This window comes from Sphingobacterium thalpophilum (assembly GCF_038396785.1).
Taxonomy (GTDB): domain Bacteria; phylum Bacteroidota; class Bacteroidia; order Sphingobacteriales; family Sphingobacteriaceae; genus Sphingobacterium; species Sphingobacterium thalpophilum_A.
Genome location: NZ_CP151087.1, coordinates 1,220,062 through 1,242,288, shown reverse-complemented (window position 1 = coordinate 1,242,288; position 22,227 = coordinate 1,220,062). Strand labels below are relative to the sequence as shown.

Genomic DNA, 22,227 nt, shown 5'->3' with positions numbered 1-22,227 from the left:
TTTAAAAAGTGGCGGTGTTTGGATATAGCAAAGTTGCTATATTTAAATTGCAAAATTATAACACACCGCCATGATAAATTTAAATGTTTTTAGTCAGATTTTATCTCTTATCGACCGCGAATTATTCAAAGATTTGGTTTCAAAGCACAAAAGTGACAAACATCAGAAAGGGATCAACAGCTGGACGCATCTAGTCAGTATGCTTTTCTGTCATTTTTCCTCGGCAGATTCGGTTCGTGATATTAGTAACGGCCTACCCAGTACCACTGGTAACCTGAACCACTTAGGTGTAGTAAGAGCTCCAAGTAAGTCTAATATATCCTATATCAACACACACCGTACCCATGAACTTTTCAAAGATCTTTACTATTTTGTTTTGGATAGGCTTTGGCAAAAGGACACCCATTTTCGCAAAGATCTTGTTCAGCTAAAGCGTAAAGTATATCTGATGGATGCAAGCATCATCCCCTTATGTCTATCTGTATTTGACTGGGCAAAGTTTCGCAGCACCAAAGGTGCCGTAAAGCTGCACACTGTCTTGGATTATGATGGCTGCCTACCTGTTTTTATGCAGATTACCGATGGAAAAGTACATGAGAGCCAGCGAGCCGGTAGTTACAGTTTTTCCAAGGGAAGCGTGGTGGTAGTGGACCGTGGCTACGTGGATTACAGCTGGCTTGGGGATTTGGACAGCAGGGGGTGTTATTTCGTTACCAGGAGTAAAGTTAATATGAAGTACAAGGTTATCAAGTCCTATCAGAGTGAAGCACTCATGGAAAAGGGGATCCTTAAGGATGAGCTCATTGAGCTATCCGGTGCTGCCTGCAATAAATACAACGGCAAGCCGCTACGCCTAGTCCACTTTTGGGACAGCACCACTGGCAATGAGTACCACTTTTTGACCAATAATACGAAGTGGAAGGCTTCTTTGGTGGCAAACATCTATAAACAACGCTGGCATATCGAAGTCTTCTTCAAGCATCTAAAGCAGCGCTTAAAAGTATCGACATTCATAGGGACTTCTGAAAATGCAGTGATGATCCAGATCTGGACTTCACTCATTGGCATATTACTGTTAAAATACTTACAAAAAAAAGCCAAATATGACTGGAACCTGTCCAATCTGGTCGCATTCATCAGAATGAATATCTTCGTGAAAATAAACATCTGGCAATGGATAGATGATCCCTTTCTCAGGCCGCCTATAAAAGGAAAAAAGGGACAGCTAAAGATCTTCGCAGATTGAAAAATAGGGGTCAATATCGAAATGATGAAAAAAGCTATGCCTGTACCACAGAAATCCAATCCTAAAATTTATTTAGGACACATATGAGATAAGGTAAAAACGATCTTAAATATATCATATAAGTATTGCTGCGCTTATCTATTTTTATCATTTTTATATCGATTCCTAAATAATGTGATAGAAATATTTTCTTAACTGCTATAAATTTAAAATGTAAAAGGTTGAAAAAAACAGATTATGAACAGTTTGCTGGTAAAAAATGTCAGGAACTTATACAGATCCAGGAAAGATTTAGAGCGCAGTTTGAGCTAAGCAACTATCAGCAATGGTATTATGACGCTGAACTTGCGCTTCTGAGGTTATACAATAACGATGAAGATCAGATTTATCTAAAATATATTCCGATAGGTACTTTTTCGTTTACATCAGAAACATGGATGTGGAGCTGGTTCAATGAGCAAAGTGTCGAACCCAATAAGGGGAATATACTTGCTGTTAAAGATTTTGGAATCAAAAACAATTATACCAAATTGACAGAAGGAACTTTCCCTGCAGATGAATTCGATTGTTGGGAGTTTGCGGCGATTTCTTTGGATATGTTGGATGGCATGGGGCTTTATAGGGTAAGCACAGAAAAGCTCCAAAGTTATTTCCTGATCACTGCTGTTCTGGATGAAAATTCTCGGGAAGTTGTCCATTTCAACCAGGCAAAAGTAACATGCAAAATCCATGGCTTGTCGAGACCAGCATTTATATGCCAGCATCTTGATCTGAAAAATCCTAAAGGTTTTGAAGAAAGTTTCGATACCTATAAAGGGATGGAACTTGATGAAGAAGATGATTTTGCAGCTTGGTGCGATGAATGTGAAAGGGTCAGAATGAAATATAATGGTTGGAACGAAGACTCAGAAGAATTTGCGAAGATCAAACTTGTTTGTGAAGATTGTTACTTTGAGCTGAAAGACTTTAATAAGGCCGAGTAATTATATTATCCGTCTTTGAATTGCATATGTCGTTACCGATCCGGGGGAAGAAACTGCCTCAACTTGGAAGATAACAGATTTGCAACTTTCCATATCCAATGGGACAAACCAACAAAACGTTTAAAATATCGACTAAAAAAAGATTGAATCCTGACCCTAGAGTATAGTTTACCAAGTGAGCGGAGCGCAATACTGTTTTTGCATTTTTTTTAATTTAATAATTAGGGAGTTTTGTAAGTGTAAACTAAAAATCATGAAAAAAAACACGTTTTTACTAATCGCTATATTCTTTTGGATACCAATTTTTGCTCAGGTCAGCAGCAAGGACGAGCAGTATCCTATAGATAAAAAGGTAGAATATTATTTAGGAAGTATCGATATTGGAGGAATAAGCGTCGGAGCCTCCTTCGATACCTGGAGTAAAATTAGGAGCTATGCAAACAGTTTTCCCAATATCAGTAACAAAGCGCTGACTTATGTCAACAATGGAAATAGGGTACAATTTAAAATTCGAACTAAACTACTTACAGGCATAAAGAACTATCGTTTTGCTATTGTCGATGATTTAAAAAATACGTTGTTATCCGGACGCTTAGAAGATCTGACCTTCAAAAAGCATGGCATATTTGGATATATAGCAGAATTGCCAATAACGGAGATTCGAAATAAGAACATTTCTGTAACCTTATATAACGAAAAAAATCCTTCACAACAGGGAACCGCTATTATCTATAACACGTTGATCCCAAAAACTGAAATTATCTTTCTTGGAAGAGAGGTAATTGATAGATCAAATAGATCAGCGGTCGAAATGAAAACAGATGCGTCGAAAATTATCTTCGACAAGGATGTTAAGGGTTTGATGGTTGCTGTTAAAAAAAATGATTACAGTTCCATTTACTCATTATTGGTAAAAGAAAAGAAAACTGGTAAGGTTGTATTTAAGAGTAACTCCTGGAATTACAGTTTTTACACTGTAGATGGAATAGAGCAACCGAATATTTCAATAGGCCGGGAGAATTTCAAAAATTCGGGAGAGTATGAAATCATTATTCGACCAGAATTAGAGAAGATGACGGAGAAAGAGATGGAATCGTCTAGTTTCAGACAAAATGTCAAAATACAAATTGATAGAATTTTCTCTATGAAAGATATGATCATGTGGTCTCTTTCATTAATTATTATCTTTAGCATTATAAGCTTTCTTCTAATTTATGTACTGCGTAGAAGAAATAGAAAAAAAATCCGAGAACAGAGTTTAAATAAAAAAATATCGGAAACAAAACTGATCTCGATTCAGGCGCAACTCAATCCTCATTTTCTTTTTAATTCACTTGCTAGTATTCAGAGTTTTATAAATAACAATGATGTGGACAATGCAAATAGGTATTTAAGCAAATTTGCCCGTCTCACCCGAAATGTGCTGGACAGTGAATTGGTGAATATACTCGCGGACGAGCGAGATCTCTTAACTGATTATCTTCAGATGGAACAGCTACGATTTGGCTTCGAATATGGGATAAATGTTAACGATCTTGATCCCAATAATATCGAAATACCGACAATGCTCCTACAGCCGCTGGTTGAAAATGCCATAAAACATGGAATATCAGAATTGAAGGGAGGAGGAAAGATCGGCTTATATTTTGAGAGGAGGGAGAGTGATATGATGATAGCTATAATAGATAATGGTCGGGGCTATGATGTCGCACATGCACCATTCGGATTAGGAATCAAGTTGACGAATGAGCGTATACAGCTTTGGAATGAATTGCATCCGGAGACAAATATTTTCATAAATACAGAATCTAAGAATACTGGAACATGCGTATCTTTAATTTTTAAAAATTGGTTATGATGATACGTGCTATTTTAGTGGATGATGAAATTTCAAACACCAAAAATTTAAAGGCATTATTGGCTAAGTATTGCCCCGATGTTGAAGTTGTGGCAATCGCAAATACGATTAATGAAGCAGCGAGCTCAATTAAAAATAATAGACCCAATTTGGTATTTCTTGATATAGAAATGGGACGTCAAACAAGTTTTGACCTGCTTAAGAATTTTGAAACGATAGACTTTCAGGTGATTTTTGTTACAGCATATAATCACTATGGTATACAGGCCATAAAACATGCAGCATTGGATTATCTTCTAAAGCCTATTGATATCGACGAACTCAAATTGGCCGTTGAAAAGGCTCGCAAAAAAGTAAGTACAATAGCACAAAATTTACAGGTAGAATTTTTGGTTCAACAGCTGACATCAAAACAAAGGTTGCCTAAAAAGATAGCACTTGCTTTTCAAAACGAAACTCGATACTTACTCATTAGCGATATTGTACGTTGTGAAGCAGACGATACCTATACCGTTTTCCACTTACTAAATGAAGAGACAATAACTTCTTCAAAATCACTAAGAGAATACAGCGATATATTAATCCCGCATAGCTTTATTCGGACACACCAAAGTCACCTTATCAATCCCAGGTATATTCAAAGTTGGCTTAAGGAAGATGGCGGGACTTTACTATTGACAAACCGTGAGAAAATACCAGTATCTAAACCAAACCGTGAGCGTGTAAAGAATACTTTGGCTCAGTTGTGAAAACACTTGGCTCTGCAATACATTGATGAATCTTCTAAATTTAAAATCTATAAATTAGGAATGACTCAAGACAATATTTAAAATAAAGTAAAAACAATCATAAAGCTAACCCTCATACCAATTGATGACTAAAAGCACCCGGATTATTATTATCATTTTCTGTCTCGTTAAACTGACACTTCACATTATAGCCGATTTCCATTCAGGTTTTCAGGGCGACGAACTGCTACATATAGAAACTGGAAACCATCTGGCCTTTGGCTATATGGAATTTCCGCCTGTCATAGGAGTTTTGGCATTTATCCAAAATTTGTTTCACGCTCAATCGGTCTTCATTCATCATCTTTTTCCACATATCGCGACAATACTCATCGTCATCTACCTTGGTAAGACCGTATTTGAACTTGGAGGGGGGAGTATAGCCACCGCTATCGCATTATCCTGCCTATTGATATCGCCGGGCTTCGGAGGGTCACAGCAGTCGTTTCAGCCGGTTGTATTTAGCCAATGTTTTTGGCTGATCTCATTTTATCAGTTGGTGAGGTTTGTAAAATATGAAGACAGAAAATACCTCTGGTATTTAACGGTCTTTATTTCCCTTGCTTTTCTTACGAAATATGATGCACTGTTTTTTTTGGTGGGCATTGCCGCGCTACTGTTCTTTCGGAGAATTCGAAAGGCTTTAGTAGCTGCCAGGTACTGGCAATGTATGGTCGTTGCTCTTCTTATTTTATTGCCAAATATTGCATGGCAATATGCGAACAATTTTCCAGCGTTGCAGATGTTTGCTAGGCTTTATGAGACGCAATTGGATGAACTAACTTTCAGCAAAGTTGTTTTTGGACTTTTTTTAGATGTCAATCCTATTACAGCCATTATGCTTATCCCTACATTGATTTTTATCTGGGGTGGTCAAAAAACAAAGCACTATTATAGGCCTATAGCGAGTTCAATTCTACTGTCTATTGTATTTTTGGCCTATTCAAAGGGTAAAGCTTATTACTTTTTCCCGATTGTTCTTACGTTATTGCCCTTTTGTGGTATTTTGTTTGAACATATCATTCTGCCAAAGAGAAAATGGTTGTTAATTCCACTGAGTGTCATTTTATTACTTGGAACTGTTTTGATACCATTTGGTCTACCTATATATTCTTATGCACATTATATGGATCGGATTCATAAATATTTTCCTAAAAATGTAAAAAATGGTAAGGAGATTCTTCCTATGCAAGAGTATATTACCAAGCAAAAATGGGAAACGAGCATGCATGAACTACACTCAGTATACGACAGTTTACCCCTTAATGAAAAAACAAGTTGTCTTATTTGGGGCAAACATTACTCGCAGGCCGGTGCGGTTGAACTGATGAAGAGTACATTTGGGCTCCCGAATGCTTTTTGTTATCATGGTAGTTTCTATAGCTGGTCACCATTGGGGCAAATGCCCCAAACGGTGATTGCCATTTGTTATAACGATACCAGTGATGACTTCTTTTATCCTTTTTTTGAAGAAGTTGTTCCTGTACGAAAGTTGTATAGCCCCTATGCAAGTAGCGAAGGTTGGGTGCTGCAGACGATTTATATCTGTAAAAAGCCTAAACAGGACTTTAACAAAATGAAAGATTTGTTTAAAAGCAGAATATTTGAATAAACATACTACTTACTTTATTTGACTGGGGCGCATTCCAAATTGTTTTTGAAAAGCCGTTGAAAAAGCTTGCGTACTACCATATCCGTATTTTAACGCAATATTGCTGATCGAATCGACATCATTTTGTTGCAGTTCTTCAAAGGCTTTCGTCAGAACCGATTGATGGTAAAATTAAATAGTGGGAAAGCTTCATTATTTATTGGCTAAACTGAATTCTTCTTCTGTTACGGGATTTAGCCAAGTAACCTGAACATCTTCTTTAAAATTAGTGATGGCAACATGCACCATTTTAGTAGCAGTAGTTGCGCCGTGCCAGTGTTCTATATTCTCAGGAATATTGACAACATCACCTTTTTTGATTGCTTGTGCCGGTTTCCCTTTCTCCTGATAGAGTCCATTTCCTTCGATTACCAGTAAAACCTGGCCTTTAGGATGAGTATGCCAGTTTGTTCTCGCACCAGGTGCAAAAGTTACGCTACCTGCGGAGAAATCATTGTTTTTATCCTTTGCTACCAAAGGGGTTAAAAATGCATCTCCAGTAAACCATTCCTTAGGCAATGGTTCCCCTTTGGGAAATATTTCTGCTGTGTTCATTGTATGATCTGTTTTAGTGTTGCAGGCGAATAAACTTATCGCCATAATTGGGATAACGAATAACCCGTTCATATAGTTTGCAATTTGGTCTTTATAAAGACGATCCGATATAAAGATGATTCGAATTCTTTATTATATGTTTTTAATAATTTTTGCCGGAATTCCACCAACAACTGTATTATCCGGTACGTCCTTGCTGACTACGGAACCAGCTGCTACCACCGCATTTTCTCCAATCGTAACGCCGGGCAGGATTGTTGCATTTGCCCCAATCCAAGCATTCTTTTTTATATGGATCGGAGCCACAGTTAACGATTGTCTCTTTTCAGCCTCAATTGGATGGCCTTCTGTTAATAAACTCACTTTGGGAGCTATTAACACATCATCTTCTATAATTATACCACCTAAATCCAAAAAAACACAGTCGAAGTTTATGAAGACATTTTTTCCTATCGTTGTATTCTTGCCATAGTTGATATATAATGGTGTAAATACAGTCGTACTTTCATCTATAGCTGAACCGGTAATCTGACTTAATAGATTTCTTATCTCTTTGGGATCAGCTGAATTGTTCATAGGCACCAATAATGCTTTTGTAGCAAAAGAAGCTTGCTGTAAACGGTATCCCTGGGGATCATCGGAAGAAATATTTTTATTCTTTTTCAATCGTTCAAAAATATCTTCCTGATAACTATTATCTGATGTTTTCATAGAATAGCTAGTTAAATCTTATATGTAATTTAATGAAATAAGTACGTTATTTTAAATTAGCAATAAAGAATGCTGTCAGTTTATCGAATGGAATTTTGTCGAATTGATCATATAAGTCAACATGAACTGCATTGGGGATAATCATTAGCTCCTTTGGTTCGGTAGCAGCTTTATAAGCGTCTTCACTGAAATATCTTGAATGAGCATTTTCACCTGCAATGATTAACATGGGGCGAGGTTCAATTTCCTTGATATAAGAGAGAATCGGCATATTCATAAACGACAAGGGGGAAGTTGCCGTCCATGAAGCATTTGAATTGATAGAACGAGGATGAAATCCACGAGCTGTTTTATAATAATCAAAATATTCCTTGACAAACTGAGGCTCACTGCCAGTCAATTTTTCCGGTAAATTGTTTGTTGAAGATGCGTAAGATCCGCTTTCGGCATCTTTCCAGCGCTGCAGGCCTAATTGTTCCAATGTTTGCGTACGTTGCGCAGCAGTTATCACATCGTTATAGCCTTTTGACATGACGCGCGTCATATCGTACATACTGGTCGTTGCTACTGCTTTAATACGTTTGTCTACTGCCGTTGCATTTAATGCAAAACCAGCAAATCCACAGATGCCAATGATTCCGATTTTGCTCCTGTCAATGTTTTTCTGCAGCCCTAGAAAGTCTGCAGCTGCGCTGAAATCTTCGGTGTTGATATCTGGCGATGCTACGTTACGAGGTGAACCGCTGCTTTCACCAGTGTAGGAAGGGTCGAACGCCAAGGCAATAAATCCTCTTTCCGCCATTTGGTTGGCATACAATCCAGAAGATTGTTCTTTCACTGCACCAAAAGGGCCACTGATGGCAAGTGCCGGTAGCACTGTGTTGTCTGTGTTTTTAGGGATGTATAAATCGCCAGAAAGTGTGATGCCATAACGGTTTTTAAAACTTACTTTTTTGCGGGTTACCTTATCGCTTAATTGAAAAGTATAATGATCTGACGAACTATTCATCGGTTTTAAATTTTGGTTTGATTGTACATGCTGCGCGGAAGTCCTATCAGAAAACAGGAAAGACAAGACCAATAATGTTGCTGCTATTTTCATATCTGTATTACATTAATTATTACAGATACAAAGGTAGATCAGTATAAAGGGGAGGTGTTAACGATTATCAAACTAAAACTTAAGAATTTCAAACCTCAGATTCCCGGAGCGATTTCGGGTTTGTTCCCGTCAGTTTTTTAAAGAAGTTATTGAAATAAGTAGGATATTCAAATCCCAGTGCGCTGGCTATCTCTGAAATATTCCAGTCTGTATGTTGCAGTAGGGCTTTTGCTTCTGTCAAGATTCTTTTTGAAATCAGCGTCGTTGTAGATTTGCCCGTAATTTCTTTTACAGCACGATTCAGATAGTTGACATGGATGTTGAGGTTTTGCGCATAATCTTGCGCTGTTCTCATTTTGAGCGGACTTGCAGGTGTTTCGATTGGAAATTGACGTTCTAATAGTTCCAAAAACACCGATGCGATACGTGCTGTACCATTCTTGGTAGGGGTATACACTTCTGACGGCTGAAGTTTAAGGGCTTCGTGAATGATCAAGTTGATGTAATTGCGTATGAGTTCATCTTTAAACGTATAATCACTTTCTTGCTCTTCGATCATCTTCTCGAAAAGTGTGTTAAGGAACAAGCGTTGATCCTCAGTGATTTTTAAGACAGGTGTACCTCCGATTTTAAAGAACGGCGATTGCTGCAAGCTTTCCGCGCGGTCGGCCTGTTTTAAAAAGTCTTCCGAAAACAAGCATGTATAACCTGCATAGGTCGTAGAAATGGTTTCCCAGGAATAGGGGATATGCGGGTTCCCAAAAAATAGTATCGTGCCTTCCTGTTCAAAGCTTTTATCTGCGTAATGAATCTTACTTTTACCAGTTGTAAGGCATATTTTAAAGAAATCTTTACGACTATAAACACGTGTAGCATTACTGTCATCCTCAATCTGAAATGCTTTAAATCCCTGCAATCTCAGTTCACTATTGAATTCAGAGACACTTCGGACTATTTTTGTTTCCATAGAACAAAGTTAAGAAATTCAAATATAACGTTGTATTTAGTGCAAAAACAACCTAAATAAACGGCTGTATTATCTCAACGGCTGTATTATCACAGTGCTAAACTCGACCTTTTTTTATTTTTATCAAACCAATCACTTCAAGCATTTGTCTATTTATTGACGATCGATTCAATTTAGGAAGTTTAGTTTCGGTTGATTTAATTGTATGGTCAGGTTTAATGCCTGGCCATTTTTAAGCTTAGGTTTAGGGACTGGGCTTTTAGAAAGTATACTCCGATCCATAAAGGATTCGTTTATAATTTAGTTAAGGGCTAGTCGAAAGATTAGTCCTTTTTTTTAAAATTAAGGAACAATTCTCACTGGATAACGTTCATTGGAGAGCTTCGGATGTTCTGATGTGAAAGAGAAAATAGGCTTTCTATTCACGCTAGCTTGACGAAAAAGTAAATTTGACGAATTCAGAATAAATGCTTATCATGGCCTCTATGATAGTTTATCATCTAAAAGATATACAATATAAAGCTGAAAGGGCGATCACCCCTTTTCATATTTTTGATTTGGACAGGGAAGCTCTCGCAGCTTATAGAGAACCTCATACAAAAGACCATTTTTGCCTTTTGTTTGTTAAAAAAGGTCGGCTCAATCTGCAGGTGGAAGACCGCCGTTATACCGTCAATGCACCTCATATATGTGTCATCTTTCCCGGTCAGCTCTCCTCCAAAGAGTTGTTAAGCGACGACTTTGAAGGCAAATTGATCCTGTTTGACGAAGTACTATTCTGTTCGGATATCCTGAAAAACGAATTGAGTATTTACAACTACAATATCTCCGTAAAGCTCAATCATATTGAATTGCCCGAGGCAGAAACCTCAGAAATAGAGATGCTACTGGAGCAGGTCGAAAAATCATATCAGGATTTAACATCGATCAAGAAGGAGCAAGCGCGTTTCTACATCAAAATCATCTTACTCAAATTGGTTGAATTTGTCCATACCAAATGGGGAAACAGCCAGCTCAGCAATGAAAACGCGAAGATCTATGGTAAATTTTTGGAATTGCTGGAAAGGCATTATAAAACGGAGCGTACCGTGGGCTGGTATGCAGAAAAATTACAGCTGTCTCCAAAAAAGTTAAATGAAATTACCCGGAAGATTGCAGGATTGACCTCCATAGAGACCATTCATGCGCGGATTATGAATGAAATCAAACAATTACTGCTGTTATCCAACTACTCGCATAAGGAGATTGCTTTTGAACTCGGATTCAATTCACCTGCGGCACTGAACAAGTTTGTGCGCGCCAAACTGGATGAAACGCCAACCAATCTGCAGCACCAATTGGCGCAAATGTATAAGACTTAAGTCTATTATGTGATTTGATGCGTTTCTATCCTATGGTTGTATTGGATCAAATGTATATCATATCGTAAGTAAAGTATAACATTTGCCTTCCCGGGCACAGTAACTTTGCATCAGAAATTTAATATAAAATATATGAGCAAGTTATTTGTTGCCAGCGAAGTATTCCACGGGGCTGGTACATTGTCGGAATTGAAAAATCTAACTGGAAAAAAAGCCATCATCGTAACTGGTGGTCAATCCATGAAAAAAAGCGGAACTTTGGACCGTGCCATAAGTTATTTGACCGAAGCAGGATTGGAAACTGCTGTTTTTGACGGTGTCGAAGAAGATCCATCATCAGCGACAAGCCTTCGAGGTGCTGCAGTGATGACTGATTTTCAGCCTGATTGGATCATTGGTCTAGGAGGTTGCTCGGCAATTGATGCGGCAAAGATGATGTGGGTGTTTTATGAATATCCCGATGCAAATTTTGAAGCGATGACGCAACCGTTTAACGTGCCAACATTGCGTCAAAAGGCTAAATTCATTGCCATTCCATCAACAAGCGGTACAGGTACGGAAACCACAGGATTGGCTGTGATCACCGATCGGGAAAAAGGGGTGAAGTATCCAATCGTATCGTATGAATTGACGCCGGATATCGCTATTGTCGATGGAGAAATTTGTGCCACGATGCCTGCACATATTACCTCCAATACTGGTCTAGATGCTCTTACACACTGTGTGGAAGCCTATGTGTCCAACATCGAAAATAACTATGCCGATGCCTTGTCGAAAGGGGGACTGGAAATTGTTTTCGAAAATCTGGAAGAGGCGGTCAATAACCCGACAAACATTAATGCTCGCCAAAATATGCACGATGCATCTTTTATGGGCGGACTGGCTTTCAACAATGCCTGGTTGGGTATTGTCCACTCTCTCTCGCATCAGGTAGGTGCACTCTACGGCGTCCCTCACGGAGCTTCCAATGCGATATTCTTGCCTAATGTGATCCGTTTTAATCAGACAGCTACAACAAGATATCCTGATTTGGCTAAACTTGTCGGTAGAGATTCGGCCGAAGGATTGGCACAGGAAATTGAAAAACTAAGAGCTGCGGTCAACAATATTGGCTCCCTCAAGGCATTTGGTATTTCCAAGGAAGATTGGCAAAAAAATCTGGATTATATGGCTCAAAATGCTTTACAAGATCCATGTACTGGCTTTAACCCGCGTAAGCCTAGCCTACAGGACTTAAAAGATCTTTATAACGCTTGCTACGAAGGTGTGATTTACGAGAATTAATCGAACAGACCACAGAAAGCGGTTGTAGCGAAGGTGCGCAATCGCTTTCTTCTGAATAAAAAGCACTGCTCCAGCTGCAATCGCAACCAATGTCTTATAAACCAAACTAAGTTTCAATCGTTTAAAATAAAAGATGCTGTATCGATAAAGATGCTGTCGATTGAGGGTATCGGTAAATTTCTGTCGTTTGCAACGTTAATTCAATTCATGAAGATTAGCTTCATTCTTTATAGCATGCAGCGGTAAATTCTATAGAGCTGCACTAATAAGTTATTGTATTTTGAACCTTTTCACCTTGCAATTGTGTTATAGCGGAAAATGGGGTAAACTTAATTTAGTATTATGGCAGATAATAAGACTGATGCACCAAGAGTAAAGGACCTGCGGAAAACGGTATTAAATAAAAAGTAAAGCAGATAGATCAAATAACTTAAAAACTAATGATGCTTTTTGACAGATTCATCTATAAGTTTCATTAGCTGATTGACAGTTTTAGCTACTTCTTCTTTCCGCACAACTAATGTCTTTTTTTCTAGATCTGGAGGAAGGGAAATCTTGCCATTAAATTCAGGAAGAAACATATTGATCATTTCCTGATTCATTTTATTGAAATTAAAAAAAGTCCATTTTTTGGTATCGTCTTCTTTTAGCGCTAATAAGTTAGCTGAAGTGATCGCCATTTTGTCTTTTTCAGGCATGGACATGACCAGTACTTGGGGAATAAAGCAATACGCTATCCCATCAATTTTTGAGATATCCATATCAACATAATTGATCATGGAATCAATTTTAACCCCGTATTTTATAAGAGAAAAATAGAGTTCTTTGGTCACCTTTGTTACTGGCTCAATCCCGCCCATGCTTTCGATTATGCGGGGCGATGTTTGACTTAGAATACCTTCAATATCTCCGGAAATAGACGCTCTTGTCATGGAAAGTGCTTCCCTAAGCAGCGGATCTTTTTGAGCAGAGCTTATATGGTGGAAAATAGTTAATAATGTAATTAACAAAAATATTCTTTTTCGCTGAATGTTTTTAAACTTGTTGAACCAATTGTTGCTTTGCATAATGGAAAGAGGCTATTTCGTTTTAAATTCAGTAGGTCTCATGTTGGTAAGCAGATAAAAGTTATTACTAAAAGCCGCTATATTTGAATAGCCAATCTCGTAGGCAATCTCAGTCATATTGAAATCTGTATCGTTGATTAATTCCATTGCCTTAATAATTCGTAGCATTTTTAAGTACTGAACAAATGTAATATGCAATTTATTTTGGAATAATCTGGTGAGGCTGCGAACACTCATTCCCGATTGCTGAGCAATCATCGCTAAACTTAGATTTTCATTTAACCGATTTCTAAAACTGTCGATTATGGTATTGAGCCTTTGATCGTCTGTTGTAGGAAGTTGTATGGAGAATTTTTTGAGATTTTCTTTTGATAATACGCCTTTCAGCGTATTTAAAAATTCATACTCCCACGAACCTTTGTAATAATCACCTTGCCACTTCTCACTAAATGAGAGCATTTCTGCCAGGAGCTTACTCACTGGATAAATGCCCAATTCCTCATAAAAATTACCAGCACTTTCTTCCGGAAAATAGATATTGATAATAAACAGGTCCTGCGTATTGAACATCAGGTTGTGCCGATAATTTTTTGGTATCCAAATATAATGATTTGAGGGAATATAGAAGTCCTTTTCGTCAGTCTGCAAGTAAGCAATCCCGCCATAAACTAATAACAACTGAGCTTTATTGTGCTGGTGAGCAGGCAAACGCTGCTCCGTTTGCTGTCGCATCACGAGGATTGAATCAGGGTTTTGATCAACAATATGTATTATTTGACTAAGAATTTCCATGTGGCCAAATTTAATAAATATTAGGCTAATTATATGAAACCATACTTCGCCATGCTGGATAATTTTGCCGTGTAAATAATAGTAAAGTCATTATGAAATATAAAATTATAACATCTCACAAAGATTTTAAACTTGAAACACAAGCTCAAAAATCTGATAATAAATCACATCATTCAGATGAAGAAATTGACAGTGCATATATCTTCTGGTTTGCTTATGGGTATAACTATGCTTTTATGCCAATGGTAGATTTAACTTTTGCCTTTGATGAATTGAAAAAGATCGTAAAACCATGGCTAGTAAAAGGAAAGAAATATATAAAGAAAACCGATGAAACAATATAGAACAGTCCCTATTTTGGGCATATTGTTAGCCCTATTTGTACAATCACTCTATGCCCAGCATATAGAAAATGCGCGGGTATTAAGTTTGGAAGAAATTTGGAAAGTAGCCGAAACAAATAACCGTCAACTGAAACTATCCGACCTACATCTCCAGCAGAGCAATTTAGAAATATTGGAAGCGAAAGACCGTTTGTTGCCGGAACTTTCGGTTGGTGGAGATGCAAAACTCAATTCCAAATTCCTGATCTATGACAATGGATTATTTTCTTCTCCACAGGATGTGCCTGTAAAAGGTTATGGTTATGGCGTGGGTTACAACCTGAACGTCAATCTTTACAATGGTGGTAAAGACAAAAGAAACATTGTCATGAAAAAGGAAGAAGCGGTACGCATACAATATGAAGTTGATCTGCAAAAGCACAGTGTAAAATATAATGTTGCAGCGGCTTACTTTGATCTATACAAGTTTCTGCATTTCCATGATTTTCTTGATGCAGAAATCGGCGCAGAAAAAAAACAACTGGCACTCGTAGAAAGCCTGCATAAAAACGGCACTGTGCTAAAGAGCGATGTATTGAGAACCTCCGTAAAATTAGCTCAACTGGAGCTCAGCCTTTCTGATGTTACGAAGAAGATTGAAATCGCTAAACAACAGGTCAATATCCTGATGGGGCGTGAAAATGATGCTGAGCTGGCAATAAAATACCAAGATACAATCGAGTTAAGCGCTATCACTGAAGGTGACTATGAGGATTATGTAGACATCGCTTTTAACAAATCGCCGGCATACAAGATCGCCTATAGCACTGTCAAATTGAGCGAAATGAACATCAAGCAGGTAAAAGCGATGCTGTTACCTAAAGTCTCCTTGTATTCAACTTACAATTACACCTATCCGCAGATTTCATTCTATCCGTATTCTAATGATTTATGGGGATTTGGTCAGACAGGGGTTAAAGTCCAGTTTTCTATCGATAATCTATACAAAAGCAAGCATTCCATCGCTCATGCCCAAGTGGTCAGTAATGAGGCAAGAGAAAAAGCGAACATTAAAAAAGATGAAATCTATCTTCAGGTAAAAGAAGCTTATTTGCAGCGGCAACAGGCTTTGGAGAGTATGGAAACAGCGGAGCAAAATATCATTAAAACCGCCGAAACTGTTCGTGTTATCAGAAGTAGCTACATAAACCAGGAATCACTTCTTACCGATCTTCTAGAAGCCGAAAATGCTTTACTGGAAGCTAAGTTTAATCTGACAACGGCACAAACAAACGTCAAACTTACGCATATCAGGCTATTGGCAATTATCGGAATTCTTTAATACAAATATCATGAACAAAAATAAAACAGATAAAATTGTTGTAAGCTTAACCAAATGGTTTGGTATCACATTATTCGTAGGAATCATTATTTGGGCAGTAGCTTATTTTTTTGAGGGATATCGCTATGAACAGACCAACGACGCTCAGATTGATGCCTATCTTTCCCCGATAAACGCAAAAGTAGGGGGCTATATCCGTAAAATATATTATAAGGACAATCAGCAGATTAAAAAGGGCGATACACTTGTGGTGATTGAATTGGATGAGTACGGGCTGAAAAGAGATGCTGCGTCCGCAGAACTCATGAGCTCACAGGCAAAATTACCGATCTTGGCGGCAAGCGAAGGAACGCAGGTTAAAAGTATTGCAGTCATCAAAGCCCAATTGGGAGGTGCTAGAGCGCGATTGAATCAGCAGCAAAAAGAATTTGACCGGTATAAAAATCTACTGGCGGACGAATCGACCACACAACAAAAATTCGACAACATCAGTGCTACTTTATCCATCACCCAATCAGATTATGACCAGACAAAAGCTTCTTTACAGGTCGCCGAATCTAAACTAAACGATTTCAGGGTACAGCGCAATGCCATAGAGGCAGAGATAAAGATAAAAGAAGCACTTCTCGAAAGACAAGAATTGGACATTAGATATACCGTTATCACAGCACCTTTTGATGGACAAATTGGGAAGAAGACCATTCAGGCAGGACAACTGATACAGCCCGGACAGACTTTGGCATTCTTGGTGAACAGAGCCGAGGAAAAGTGGGTAATGGCAAATTTTAAGGAAACACAGATTGGGAAATTCAAAATCGGTCAAGCGGTATCTGTTGAAGTCGATGCTTTTCCAAATGAAAAATTCACAGGTACAATCGAATCCCTTTCGCCAACCACAGGCTCCCGTTATTCGTTGCTTCCGCCAGATAATGCTACCGGTAATTTTGTTAAAATCATCCAACGTATTCCTGTTCGGATTAAACTGACCGATATGTCCGAAAAATTAACTAAGCTTTCTGCCGGAATGAATGCGAATGTTTACGTTTTAAAAAACTAACGATGCAAGCACATAAAATACCAATTTTTAAATCCTGGGTATCAGAATGGATGGCAAGGTCCGTCATATTTGCTATTCTCATGAGCAGTCTGTTTAGTTTTGCCTTTTACGGAAGTCCGGTTGCTGCGATGGGCTTTTACGGAACACAAGCTACCGATGTACAATATGGTATGGTCGTTATTTATGGTTCTACCGTAGCCTTTCTGGCTCTGGATTTTAGAATCGTAAAATATTTCGCACCAAGGGAATATCTACTGCTGGCACTTGCGGTAAATGCACTATGTGCTGTGGTCTGTTTTTATTTCAGAGATTGGGCATTATTTGTTTTCTGTCAGTTTTTGCAGGGTATTACCTGTGCATTGATGTCGGGAATTGTGTTACAGCTTATTTTTCCACGGTTACAGTCTGTACGTGCCCGTGTGATTGCTTATAGTCTCCTTTATGGCAGTATACAAATCGCTGTACCATTTTACTCCATCTATATCAGTGTCGTCATTCATTTCTTTGATTTCAACTGGATATTCTACGGATTTATTATTGTAGTCATTATGCTGACAGGTGTTGTTTTACTTACCATGAACAGTAAGGCCCGGTTTACTAGAAAAATACCTCTGTATCAGGTGGACTGGATAGGCTATTTATTTTATGTGTCTTTTATCTTGATAGTTGGATACATCCTTGTGTACGGACGACAATTGGGATGGTTTGATAGTTCATTAATCAGTACACTTTGTTTAGTTAATTTAATTATTCTTTCTCTTTTTATTAGCAGAGAATTGAAACTTAAGCGACCATTAATCAATTTACAGATCTTTAGAACAAAGAATTTCGTTATTGGGCTTTTGCTTCTTTTTACCTTTTATATCTTTAAAGGAAGTACTGGGCTTGCCTATGGTTATCTTGAAGCGATTTTAGGAAACCATCCACTGAGTACCATTCCGATATGGATTGCCGTAATTGTTGGAACTGTTTTGAGTATGTTTATCATTTCCCGATTTGTCTTGATGGGCTATAACCTGATCCGGATGATTATTGTTGGTTTTGGGTTGATGGCAGTATATTATGCCTATATGATACTATTTGTTTCTGTACAGGGCGAAACAGCCGATTTCCTTCTGCCCATGTTTATTTATGGTGTGGCAACAGGTGTATTGTTTGTTCCGATTGTTTCATTTGCGGCATCGTCGGCGCCTTCCAAAATCGCCGTCCATGCCTCTCTGATTGGTATATTTTCAAGGTTCATAGGCTTTACAGCTAGTCTGGCACTTAATAATGAGCTTCAATTATTTGCAAAATCATCCGTAAGGGAAAAGGTGCGGGAATCGCTCACCGAAACCAGCCCTCAATTGCCTGTTACCTTACTGCATATTCAAAACCAGTACATAAATGCAGGCAGTGATATGTATACGTCAAAAACAGTATCTTCCGGCTATTTTAATCAAATGATCGGTCAGCAAATATTGGCTCGCGCTATCAGGGACTATTATGATCTGATGTTGACAGGTTTGATTTTTGTCATCATTATTCTGCTGCTTTTGCCTCAAATTCAACATGTTGTTTTGAGATTAAGAAAAGGAAATGTTCCTTATTAAGGTATTGTTATTTCAGAAATTATCAAAGCAAAGTATTATGTAATTCCAAGGCCGGGATCGAACACTTGGCGCATGAGCCTATAGGCTACAAGATTACGCAACCGATTTCGTTTGAAGGAAATTTTCTGATCCCAAATTTTATAAATAATTTGTCGTAATGACGCCTTTTTTAGCAGTCAAATGTGTTAATGCAATTATTCTTAATTTTGTATGCCGGATTTGGTATAGGCTCCAAATTTTTTAAGATCAGCAATAGAGGACAAAATAAGATGATATGACGGATGTGCTTGAAAAATATCACATCTGTCCTAAATAAATTTTAGGATTGGATTTCTGTGGTACAGGCATAGCTTTTTTCATCATTTCGATATTGACCCCTATTTTTCAATCTGCGAAGATCTTTAGCTGTCCCTTTTTTCCTTTTATAGGCGGCCTGAGAAAGGGATCATCTATCCATTGCCAGATGTTTATCTTCACGAAGATATTCATTCTGATGAATGCGACCAGATTGGACAGGTTCCAGTCATATTTGGCCTTTTTTTGTAAATATTTTAACAGTAATATGCCAATGAGTGAAGTCCAGATCTGGATCATCACTGCATTTTCAGAAGTCCCTATGAATGTCGATACTTTTAAGCGCTGCTTTAGATGCTTGAAGAAGACTTCGATATGCCAGCGTTGTTTATAGATGTTTGCCACCAAAGAAGCCTTCCACTTCGTATTATTGGTCAAAAAGTGGTACTCATTGCCAGTGGTGCTGTCCCAAAAGTGGATCAGGCGTAACGGTGTGGAATTGTATTTATTGCAGGCAGCACCGGATAGCTCAATGAGCTCATCCTTAAGGATCCCCTTTTCCATGAGTGCTTCACTCTGATAGGACTTGATAACCTTGTACTTCATATTAACTTTACTCCTGGTAACGAAATAACACCCCCTGCTGTCCAAATCCCCAAGCCAGCTGTAATCCACGTAGCCACGGTCCACTACCACCACGCTTCCCTTGGAAAAACTGTAACTACCGGCACGCTGGCTCTCATGTACTTTTCCATCGGTAATCTGCATAAAAACAGGTAGGCAGCCATCATAATCCAAGACAGTGTGCAGCTTTACGGCACCTTTGGTGCTGCGAAACTTTGCCCAGTCAAATACAGATAGACATAAGGGGATGATGCTTGCATCCATCAGATATACTTTACGCTTTAGCTGACCAAGATCTTTGCGAAAATGGGTGTCCTTTTGCCAAAGCCTATCCAAAACAGAATAGTAAAGATCTTTGAAAAGTTCATGGGTACGGTGTGTGTTGATATAGGATATATTAGACTTACTTGGAGCTCTTACTACACCTAAGTGGTTCAGATTACCAGTGGTACTGCGTAGACCGTTACTAATATCACGGACCGAATCTGCCGAGGAAAAATGACAGAAAAGCATACTGACTAGATGCGTCCAGCTGTTGATCCCTTTCTGGTGTTTATCACTTTTGTGCTTTGAAACCAAATCTTTGAATAATTCGCGGTCGATAAGAGATAAAATCTGACTAAAAACATTTAAATTTATCATGGCGGTGTGTTATAATTTTGCAATTTAAATATAGCAACTTTGCTATATCCAAACACCGCCACTTTTTAAACGTTTAGGACGCAAGTGGAAAAATATCTATTCTCGATAGGGATGTTGTCTGCTGACGAAATAAATTTTTCTGTTCAGTTCTTCAAATCACTTGGTTTGAAGAAGGGTGATTTTTTTATTCATATGGACGAACCTTGTCGTCATATTGGATTCATATCCTGTGGTGCGGTAAAAGCATATGCTATTGACAAGGAAGGTAAAGAAAATATAACCTGCTTTAAATTTGAAAATGAATTTGTAACCTCATTCCCTGAGTTTGTCGCTCAGGAAAAATCCAGAAGGAGCATCAGGGCTGTGGAAGATAGTATAATCCATAGGATAAGCTATACTGATTATCAATACCTGCTTGGTCAAGTGAATTCTTGGCACAAGGTTATACAAGCTGTGATGGAACGGGAATATAGCCAAAAGGAACAATATCTCCTGAATTACAATAATAAGTCAGCTCTGGATAAATATCACTATGTTCTTTCGAATGAACCCAAGCTTGTTCAGCGCATAGCGACACAGGACCTGGCATCCTATTTGGGCATTACACAGAGATCTCTTACACGGGCGAAGGGACAAATACACAGCCCCAAAGTATTATAGGACAAATGTCCTTATGTATTTCTGTTCAGTGATATAGATTTGCACAAAAAAGCTATGTTACATCAAATTGCCCAAGAAGTGTTCCATGTTCCATTGATGCCACGAAACAGTATCAACTGCTATATTGTAGAGGGTGTATTGGTTGATTGTGGGATACGAAGTTCATACAATGTGCTGAAGGATGCCCTTCAGAAAATACCTGTCCACCAACATGTACTTACGCATGCGCATGCAGACCATCAGGGCTGTAGTGATCAGCTCTGTGATGAGTTTGGAATACCTTTACTTTGCCATGGAAATGAAGTGTCTAGGACGGAACAGGTATGGTAACCAATGATTATCCAAATCCCAAACATTGGATCGCAAAACTTCAACAAAAATACTGGGCAGGACAGGGCCACAAAGTCGACGGTACACTCGTTGAAAATGGTAGCATCGGAAACTTTCGGGTCATAGAAACGCCAGGCCATTCAAGCGGTCATATTTCTTTATTTCGTGAGCGAGATGGTGTATTGATAATCGGGGATGCCGCTACAAATATGAACCTGCTCACAACAGTGACTGGCCTAGGGCTCCCTCCAAAAATATTCACGTCGGATCAACAGCACAATATTAGATCGCTTCAGAAGTTGGCAGGACTGAATCCCTCCATCATATGTTTCGGTCATGGCCTGGTGATGCGAAATACGGACCGAAAGTTTGAGCAATTTGTAGCGGAATGCGTATCGTTGTTCAATTCGCGAACCACGGCCCCTGTATGAAAGTAAAAAAAAAAATAAGAAGTTCCTTATTTCTTGCGATGCTCTAGTGAATTTTTCAAATTCAGGACTTTTATGAAAACTGGGAACATCTTATTGCCTAAGAAGTTTTAAGTAAGTTAATATTATTCCGCTGTGCTCGGCTTCGTGAAAGTTAGCCGCTTTAAGTGCTTGGATGTGATTATTAATGGAGAAGCCAATTGGTAAGCTGAATGGTTGGTATTCAACAAATATACCCGATGCTAAATCTTTACTAAGTTGGTTTACTGTATAAAGCAATAGATGTTTTATTTCATCAAGGTTTGGCGTATTTTTCCAAGTATGCGGTGCAGTTCCAATTTTGAACGTTTCCATAAAATCCTGTGATATATGCATTGGAAGTCCACTACGCATATACATATGTCGCTGTTGGGAAGTGATACAGTGACCAATTTGCCAAACGATATTATTGTTAAAGCTTTCTGGAATCTTAAATAATATGTTATTATCAACTGTTTCTATTAATTGTAATAATCTGGTTCTGCTGGCTTTTAAAATTTCGAATTCAAATAATTCATTCGTCATAGTATT

General features: G+C 38.3%; 22 protein-coding genes and 1 pseudogene. 14 read left to right on the top strand and 9 right to left on the bottom strand.

All coding sequences use genetic code 11. The features are described from left to right. The first annotated feature begins 70 nt into the window (after positions 1-70). The 5 genes from AACH28_RS05740 (at position 71) to AACH28_RS05720 (ending at position 6,487) form a co-directional block, all read left to right on the top strand. Entirely contained in the window at positions 71-1,246 is a 1,176-nt protein-coding gene (locus tag AACH28_RS05740; RefSeq protein ID WP_341832485.1) for an IS4 family transposase, read from the top strand. 221 nt (positions 1,247-1,467) lie between these two features. Further along, positions 1,468-2,229, top strand: a complete 762-nt coding sequence (locus AACH28_RS05735) for a DUF6882 domain-containing protein (RefSeq protein WP_341832484.1) — start codon at positions 1,468-1,470, stop codon at positions 2,227-2,229. A gap of 253 nt (positions 2,230-2,482) precedes the next feature. Then, positions 2,483-4,087, top strand: coding sequence for a histidine kinase (locus AACH28_RS05730; protein ID WP_341832483.1), 1,605 nt, complete (start codon positions 2,483-2,485; stop codon positions 4,085-4,087). Continuing rightward, the gene (locus tag AACH28_RS05725) at positions 4,084-4,836 is read left to right on the top strand and encodes a LytTR family DNA-binding domain-containing protein (protein ID WP_232475755.1); all 753 of its coding nucleotides are present in this window, start codon (positions 4,084-4,086) and stop codon (positions 4,834-4,836) included. Before AACH28_RS05730 ends, AACH28_RS05725 begins: the two co-directional genes overlap by 4 nt. 124 nt (positions 4,837-4,960) lie before the next feature. Further along, the gene (locus AACH28_RS05720) at positions 4,961-6,487 is read left to right on the top strand and encodes a glycosyltransferase family 39 protein (RefSeq protein ID WP_341832482.1); all 1,527 of its coding nucleotides are present in this window, start codon (positions 4,961-4,963) and stop codon (positions 6,485-6,487) included. 9 nt (positions 6,488-6,496) lie between these two features. Here AACH28_RS05720 and AACH28_RS25490 read toward each other — a convergent pair. The 5 genes and pseudogenes from AACH28_RS25490 to AACH28_RS05700 all read right to left on the bottom strand — a co-directional run. Continuing rightward, positions 6,497-6,643, bottom strand: a pseudogene (locus AACH28_RS25490) (helix-turn-helix domain-containing protein); the annotation flags it as partial. A 36-nt stretch (positions 6,644-6,679) separates the two neighbouring features. Next, positions 6,680-7,081: a cupin domain-containing protein gene (locus AACH28_RS05715; protein WP_120334554.1), complete on the bottom strand. Its 402-nt coding sequence runs from the start codon at positions 7,079-7,081 to the stop codon at positions 6,680-6,682. A gap of 132 nt (positions 7,082-7,213) precedes the next feature. Next, complete coding sequence (locus AACH28_RS05710; RefSeq protein WP_201664570.1) at positions 7,214-7,792, bottom strand: sugar O-acetyltransferase; 579 nt, start codon at positions 7,790-7,792, stop codon at positions 7,214-7,216. 46 nt (positions 7,793-7,838) lie between these two features. Then, positions 7,839-8,894, bottom strand: coding sequence for an alpha/beta hydrolase (locus AACH28_RS05705; protein WP_341832481.1), 1,056 nt, complete (start codon positions 8,892-8,894; stop codon positions 7,839-7,841). An 88-nt stretch (positions 8,895-8,982) separates the two neighbouring features. Beyond that, on the bottom strand, positions 8,983-9,861 hold the full coding sequence (locus tag AACH28_RS05700; RefSeq protein ID WP_341832480.1) for a helix-turn-helix transcriptional regulator: 879 nt from the start codon (positions 9,859-9,861) through the stop codon (positions 8,983-8,985). A gap of 476 nt (positions 9,862-10,337) precedes the next feature. On the opposite strand from AACH28_RS05700, the gene AACH28_RS05695 reads away from it, so the two are divergent. Both AACH28_RS05695 and AACH28_RS05690 read left to right on the top strand, forming a co-directional pair. Further along, positions 10,338-11,222: a helix-turn-helix transcriptional regulator gene (locus tag AACH28_RS05695; RefSeq protein WP_341832479.1), complete on the top strand. Its 885-nt coding sequence runs from the start codon at positions 10,338-10,340 to the stop codon at positions 11,220-11,222. A 132-nt stretch (positions 11,223-11,354) separates the two neighbouring features. After that, positions 11,355-12,506 (top strand): iron-containing alcohol dehydrogenase, encoded by a 1,152-nt coding sequence (locus tag AACH28_RS05690; protein ID WP_341832478.1) that lies wholly within the window; start codon positions 11,355-11,357, stop codon positions 12,504-12,506. Positions 12,507-12,943: 437 nt separating this feature from the next. Here the strand turns inward: AACH28_RS05690 and AACH28_RS05685 are convergent, their stop codons facing one another. Together AACH28_RS05685 and AACH28_RS05680 are read right to left on the bottom strand one after the other, a co-directional pair. Then, entirely contained in the window at positions 12,944-13,516 is a 573-nt protein-coding gene (locus AACH28_RS05685) for a hypothetical protein (RefSeq protein WP_341832477.1), read from the bottom strand. A gap of 69 nt (positions 13,517-13,585) precedes the next feature. Further along, positions 13,586-14,365: an AraC family transcriptional regulator gene (locus AACH28_RS05680; protein ID WP_341832476.1), complete on the bottom strand. Its 780-nt coding sequence runs from the start codon at positions 14,363-14,365 to the stop codon at positions 13,586-13,588. A 92-nt stretch (positions 14,366-14,457) separates the two neighbouring features. On the opposite strand from AACH28_RS05680, the gene AACH28_RS05675 reads away from it, so the two are divergent. From AACH28_RS05675 to AACH28_RS05660, 4 genes are read left to right on the top strand one after another with little or no spacing between them, the layout of a single operon-like run. Beyond that, the gene (locus AACH28_RS05675; protein ID WP_075992144.1) at positions 14,458-14,709 is read left to right on the top strand and encodes a hypothetical protein; all 252 of its coding nucleotides are present in this window, start codon (positions 14,458-14,460) and stop codon (positions 14,707-14,709) included. Further along, a complete protein-coding gene (locus AACH28_RS05670) occupies positions 14,696-16,030 on the top strand; it encodes a TolC family protein (RefSeq protein WP_088161192.1) in 1,335 nt (444 codons plus the stop codon). The genes AACH28_RS05675 and AACH28_RS05670 overlap by 14 nt, the downstream gene beginning before the upstream one ends. Before the next feature lie 10 nt (positions 16,031-16,040). Next, entirely contained in the window at positions 16,041-17,087 is a 1,047-nt protein-coding gene (locus AACH28_RS05665; protein WP_075992146.1) for an HlyD family secretion protein, read from the top strand. Between the two features lie 2 nt (positions 17,088-17,089). Beyond that, complete coding sequence (locus AACH28_RS05660; RefSeq protein WP_341832475.1) at positions 17,090-18,679, top strand: MFS transporter; 1,590 nt, start codon at positions 17,090-17,092, stop codon at positions 18,677-18,679. Positions 18,680-19,063: 384 nt separating this feature from the next. On the opposite strand, the gene AACH28_RS05655 is transcribed toward AACH28_RS05660, so the two are convergent. Continuing rightward, positions 19,064-20,239, bottom strand: a complete 1,176-nt coding sequence (locus AACH28_RS05655) for an IS4 family transposase (RefSeq protein ID WP_341832474.1) — start codon at positions 20,237-20,239, stop codon at positions 19,064-19,066. An 84-nt stretch (positions 20,240-20,323) separates the two neighbouring features. On the opposite strand from AACH28_RS05655, the gene AACH28_RS05650 reads away from it, so the two are divergent. Genes AACH28_RS05650 through AACH28_RS05640 form a run of 3 tightly spaced genes read left to right on the top strand, consistent with a single transcriptional unit; the run spans position 20,324 to position 21,660 of the window. Next, entirely contained in the window at positions 20,324-20,899 is a 576-nt protein-coding gene (locus tag AACH28_RS05650; RefSeq protein ID WP_341832473.1) for a Crp/Fnr family transcriptional regulator, read from the top strand. A 54-nt stretch (positions 20,900-20,953) separates the two neighbouring features. Continuing rightward, positions 20,954-21,229: an MBL fold metallo-hydrolase gene (locus AACH28_RS05645; protein WP_341832472.1), complete on the top strand. Its 276-nt coding sequence runs from the start codon at positions 20,954-20,956 to the stop codon at positions 21,227-21,229. After that, positions 21,223-21,660 (top strand): MBL fold metallo-hydrolase, encoded by a 438-nt coding sequence (locus AACH28_RS05640; protein ID WP_341832471.1) that lies wholly within the window; start codon positions 21,223-21,225, stop codon positions 21,658-21,660. The genes AACH28_RS05645 and AACH28_RS05640 overlap by 7 nt, the downstream gene beginning before the upstream one ends. A 90-nt stretch (positions 21,661-21,750) precedes the next feature. Here the strand turns inward: AACH28_RS05640 and AACH28_RS05635 are convergent, their stop codons facing one another. Beyond that, a complete protein-coding gene (locus tag AACH28_RS05635; protein ID WP_341832470.1) occupies positions 21,751-22,221 on the bottom strand; it encodes a DinB family protein in 471 nt (156 codons plus the stop codon). Positions 22,222-22,227: the final 6 nt, after the last annotated feature.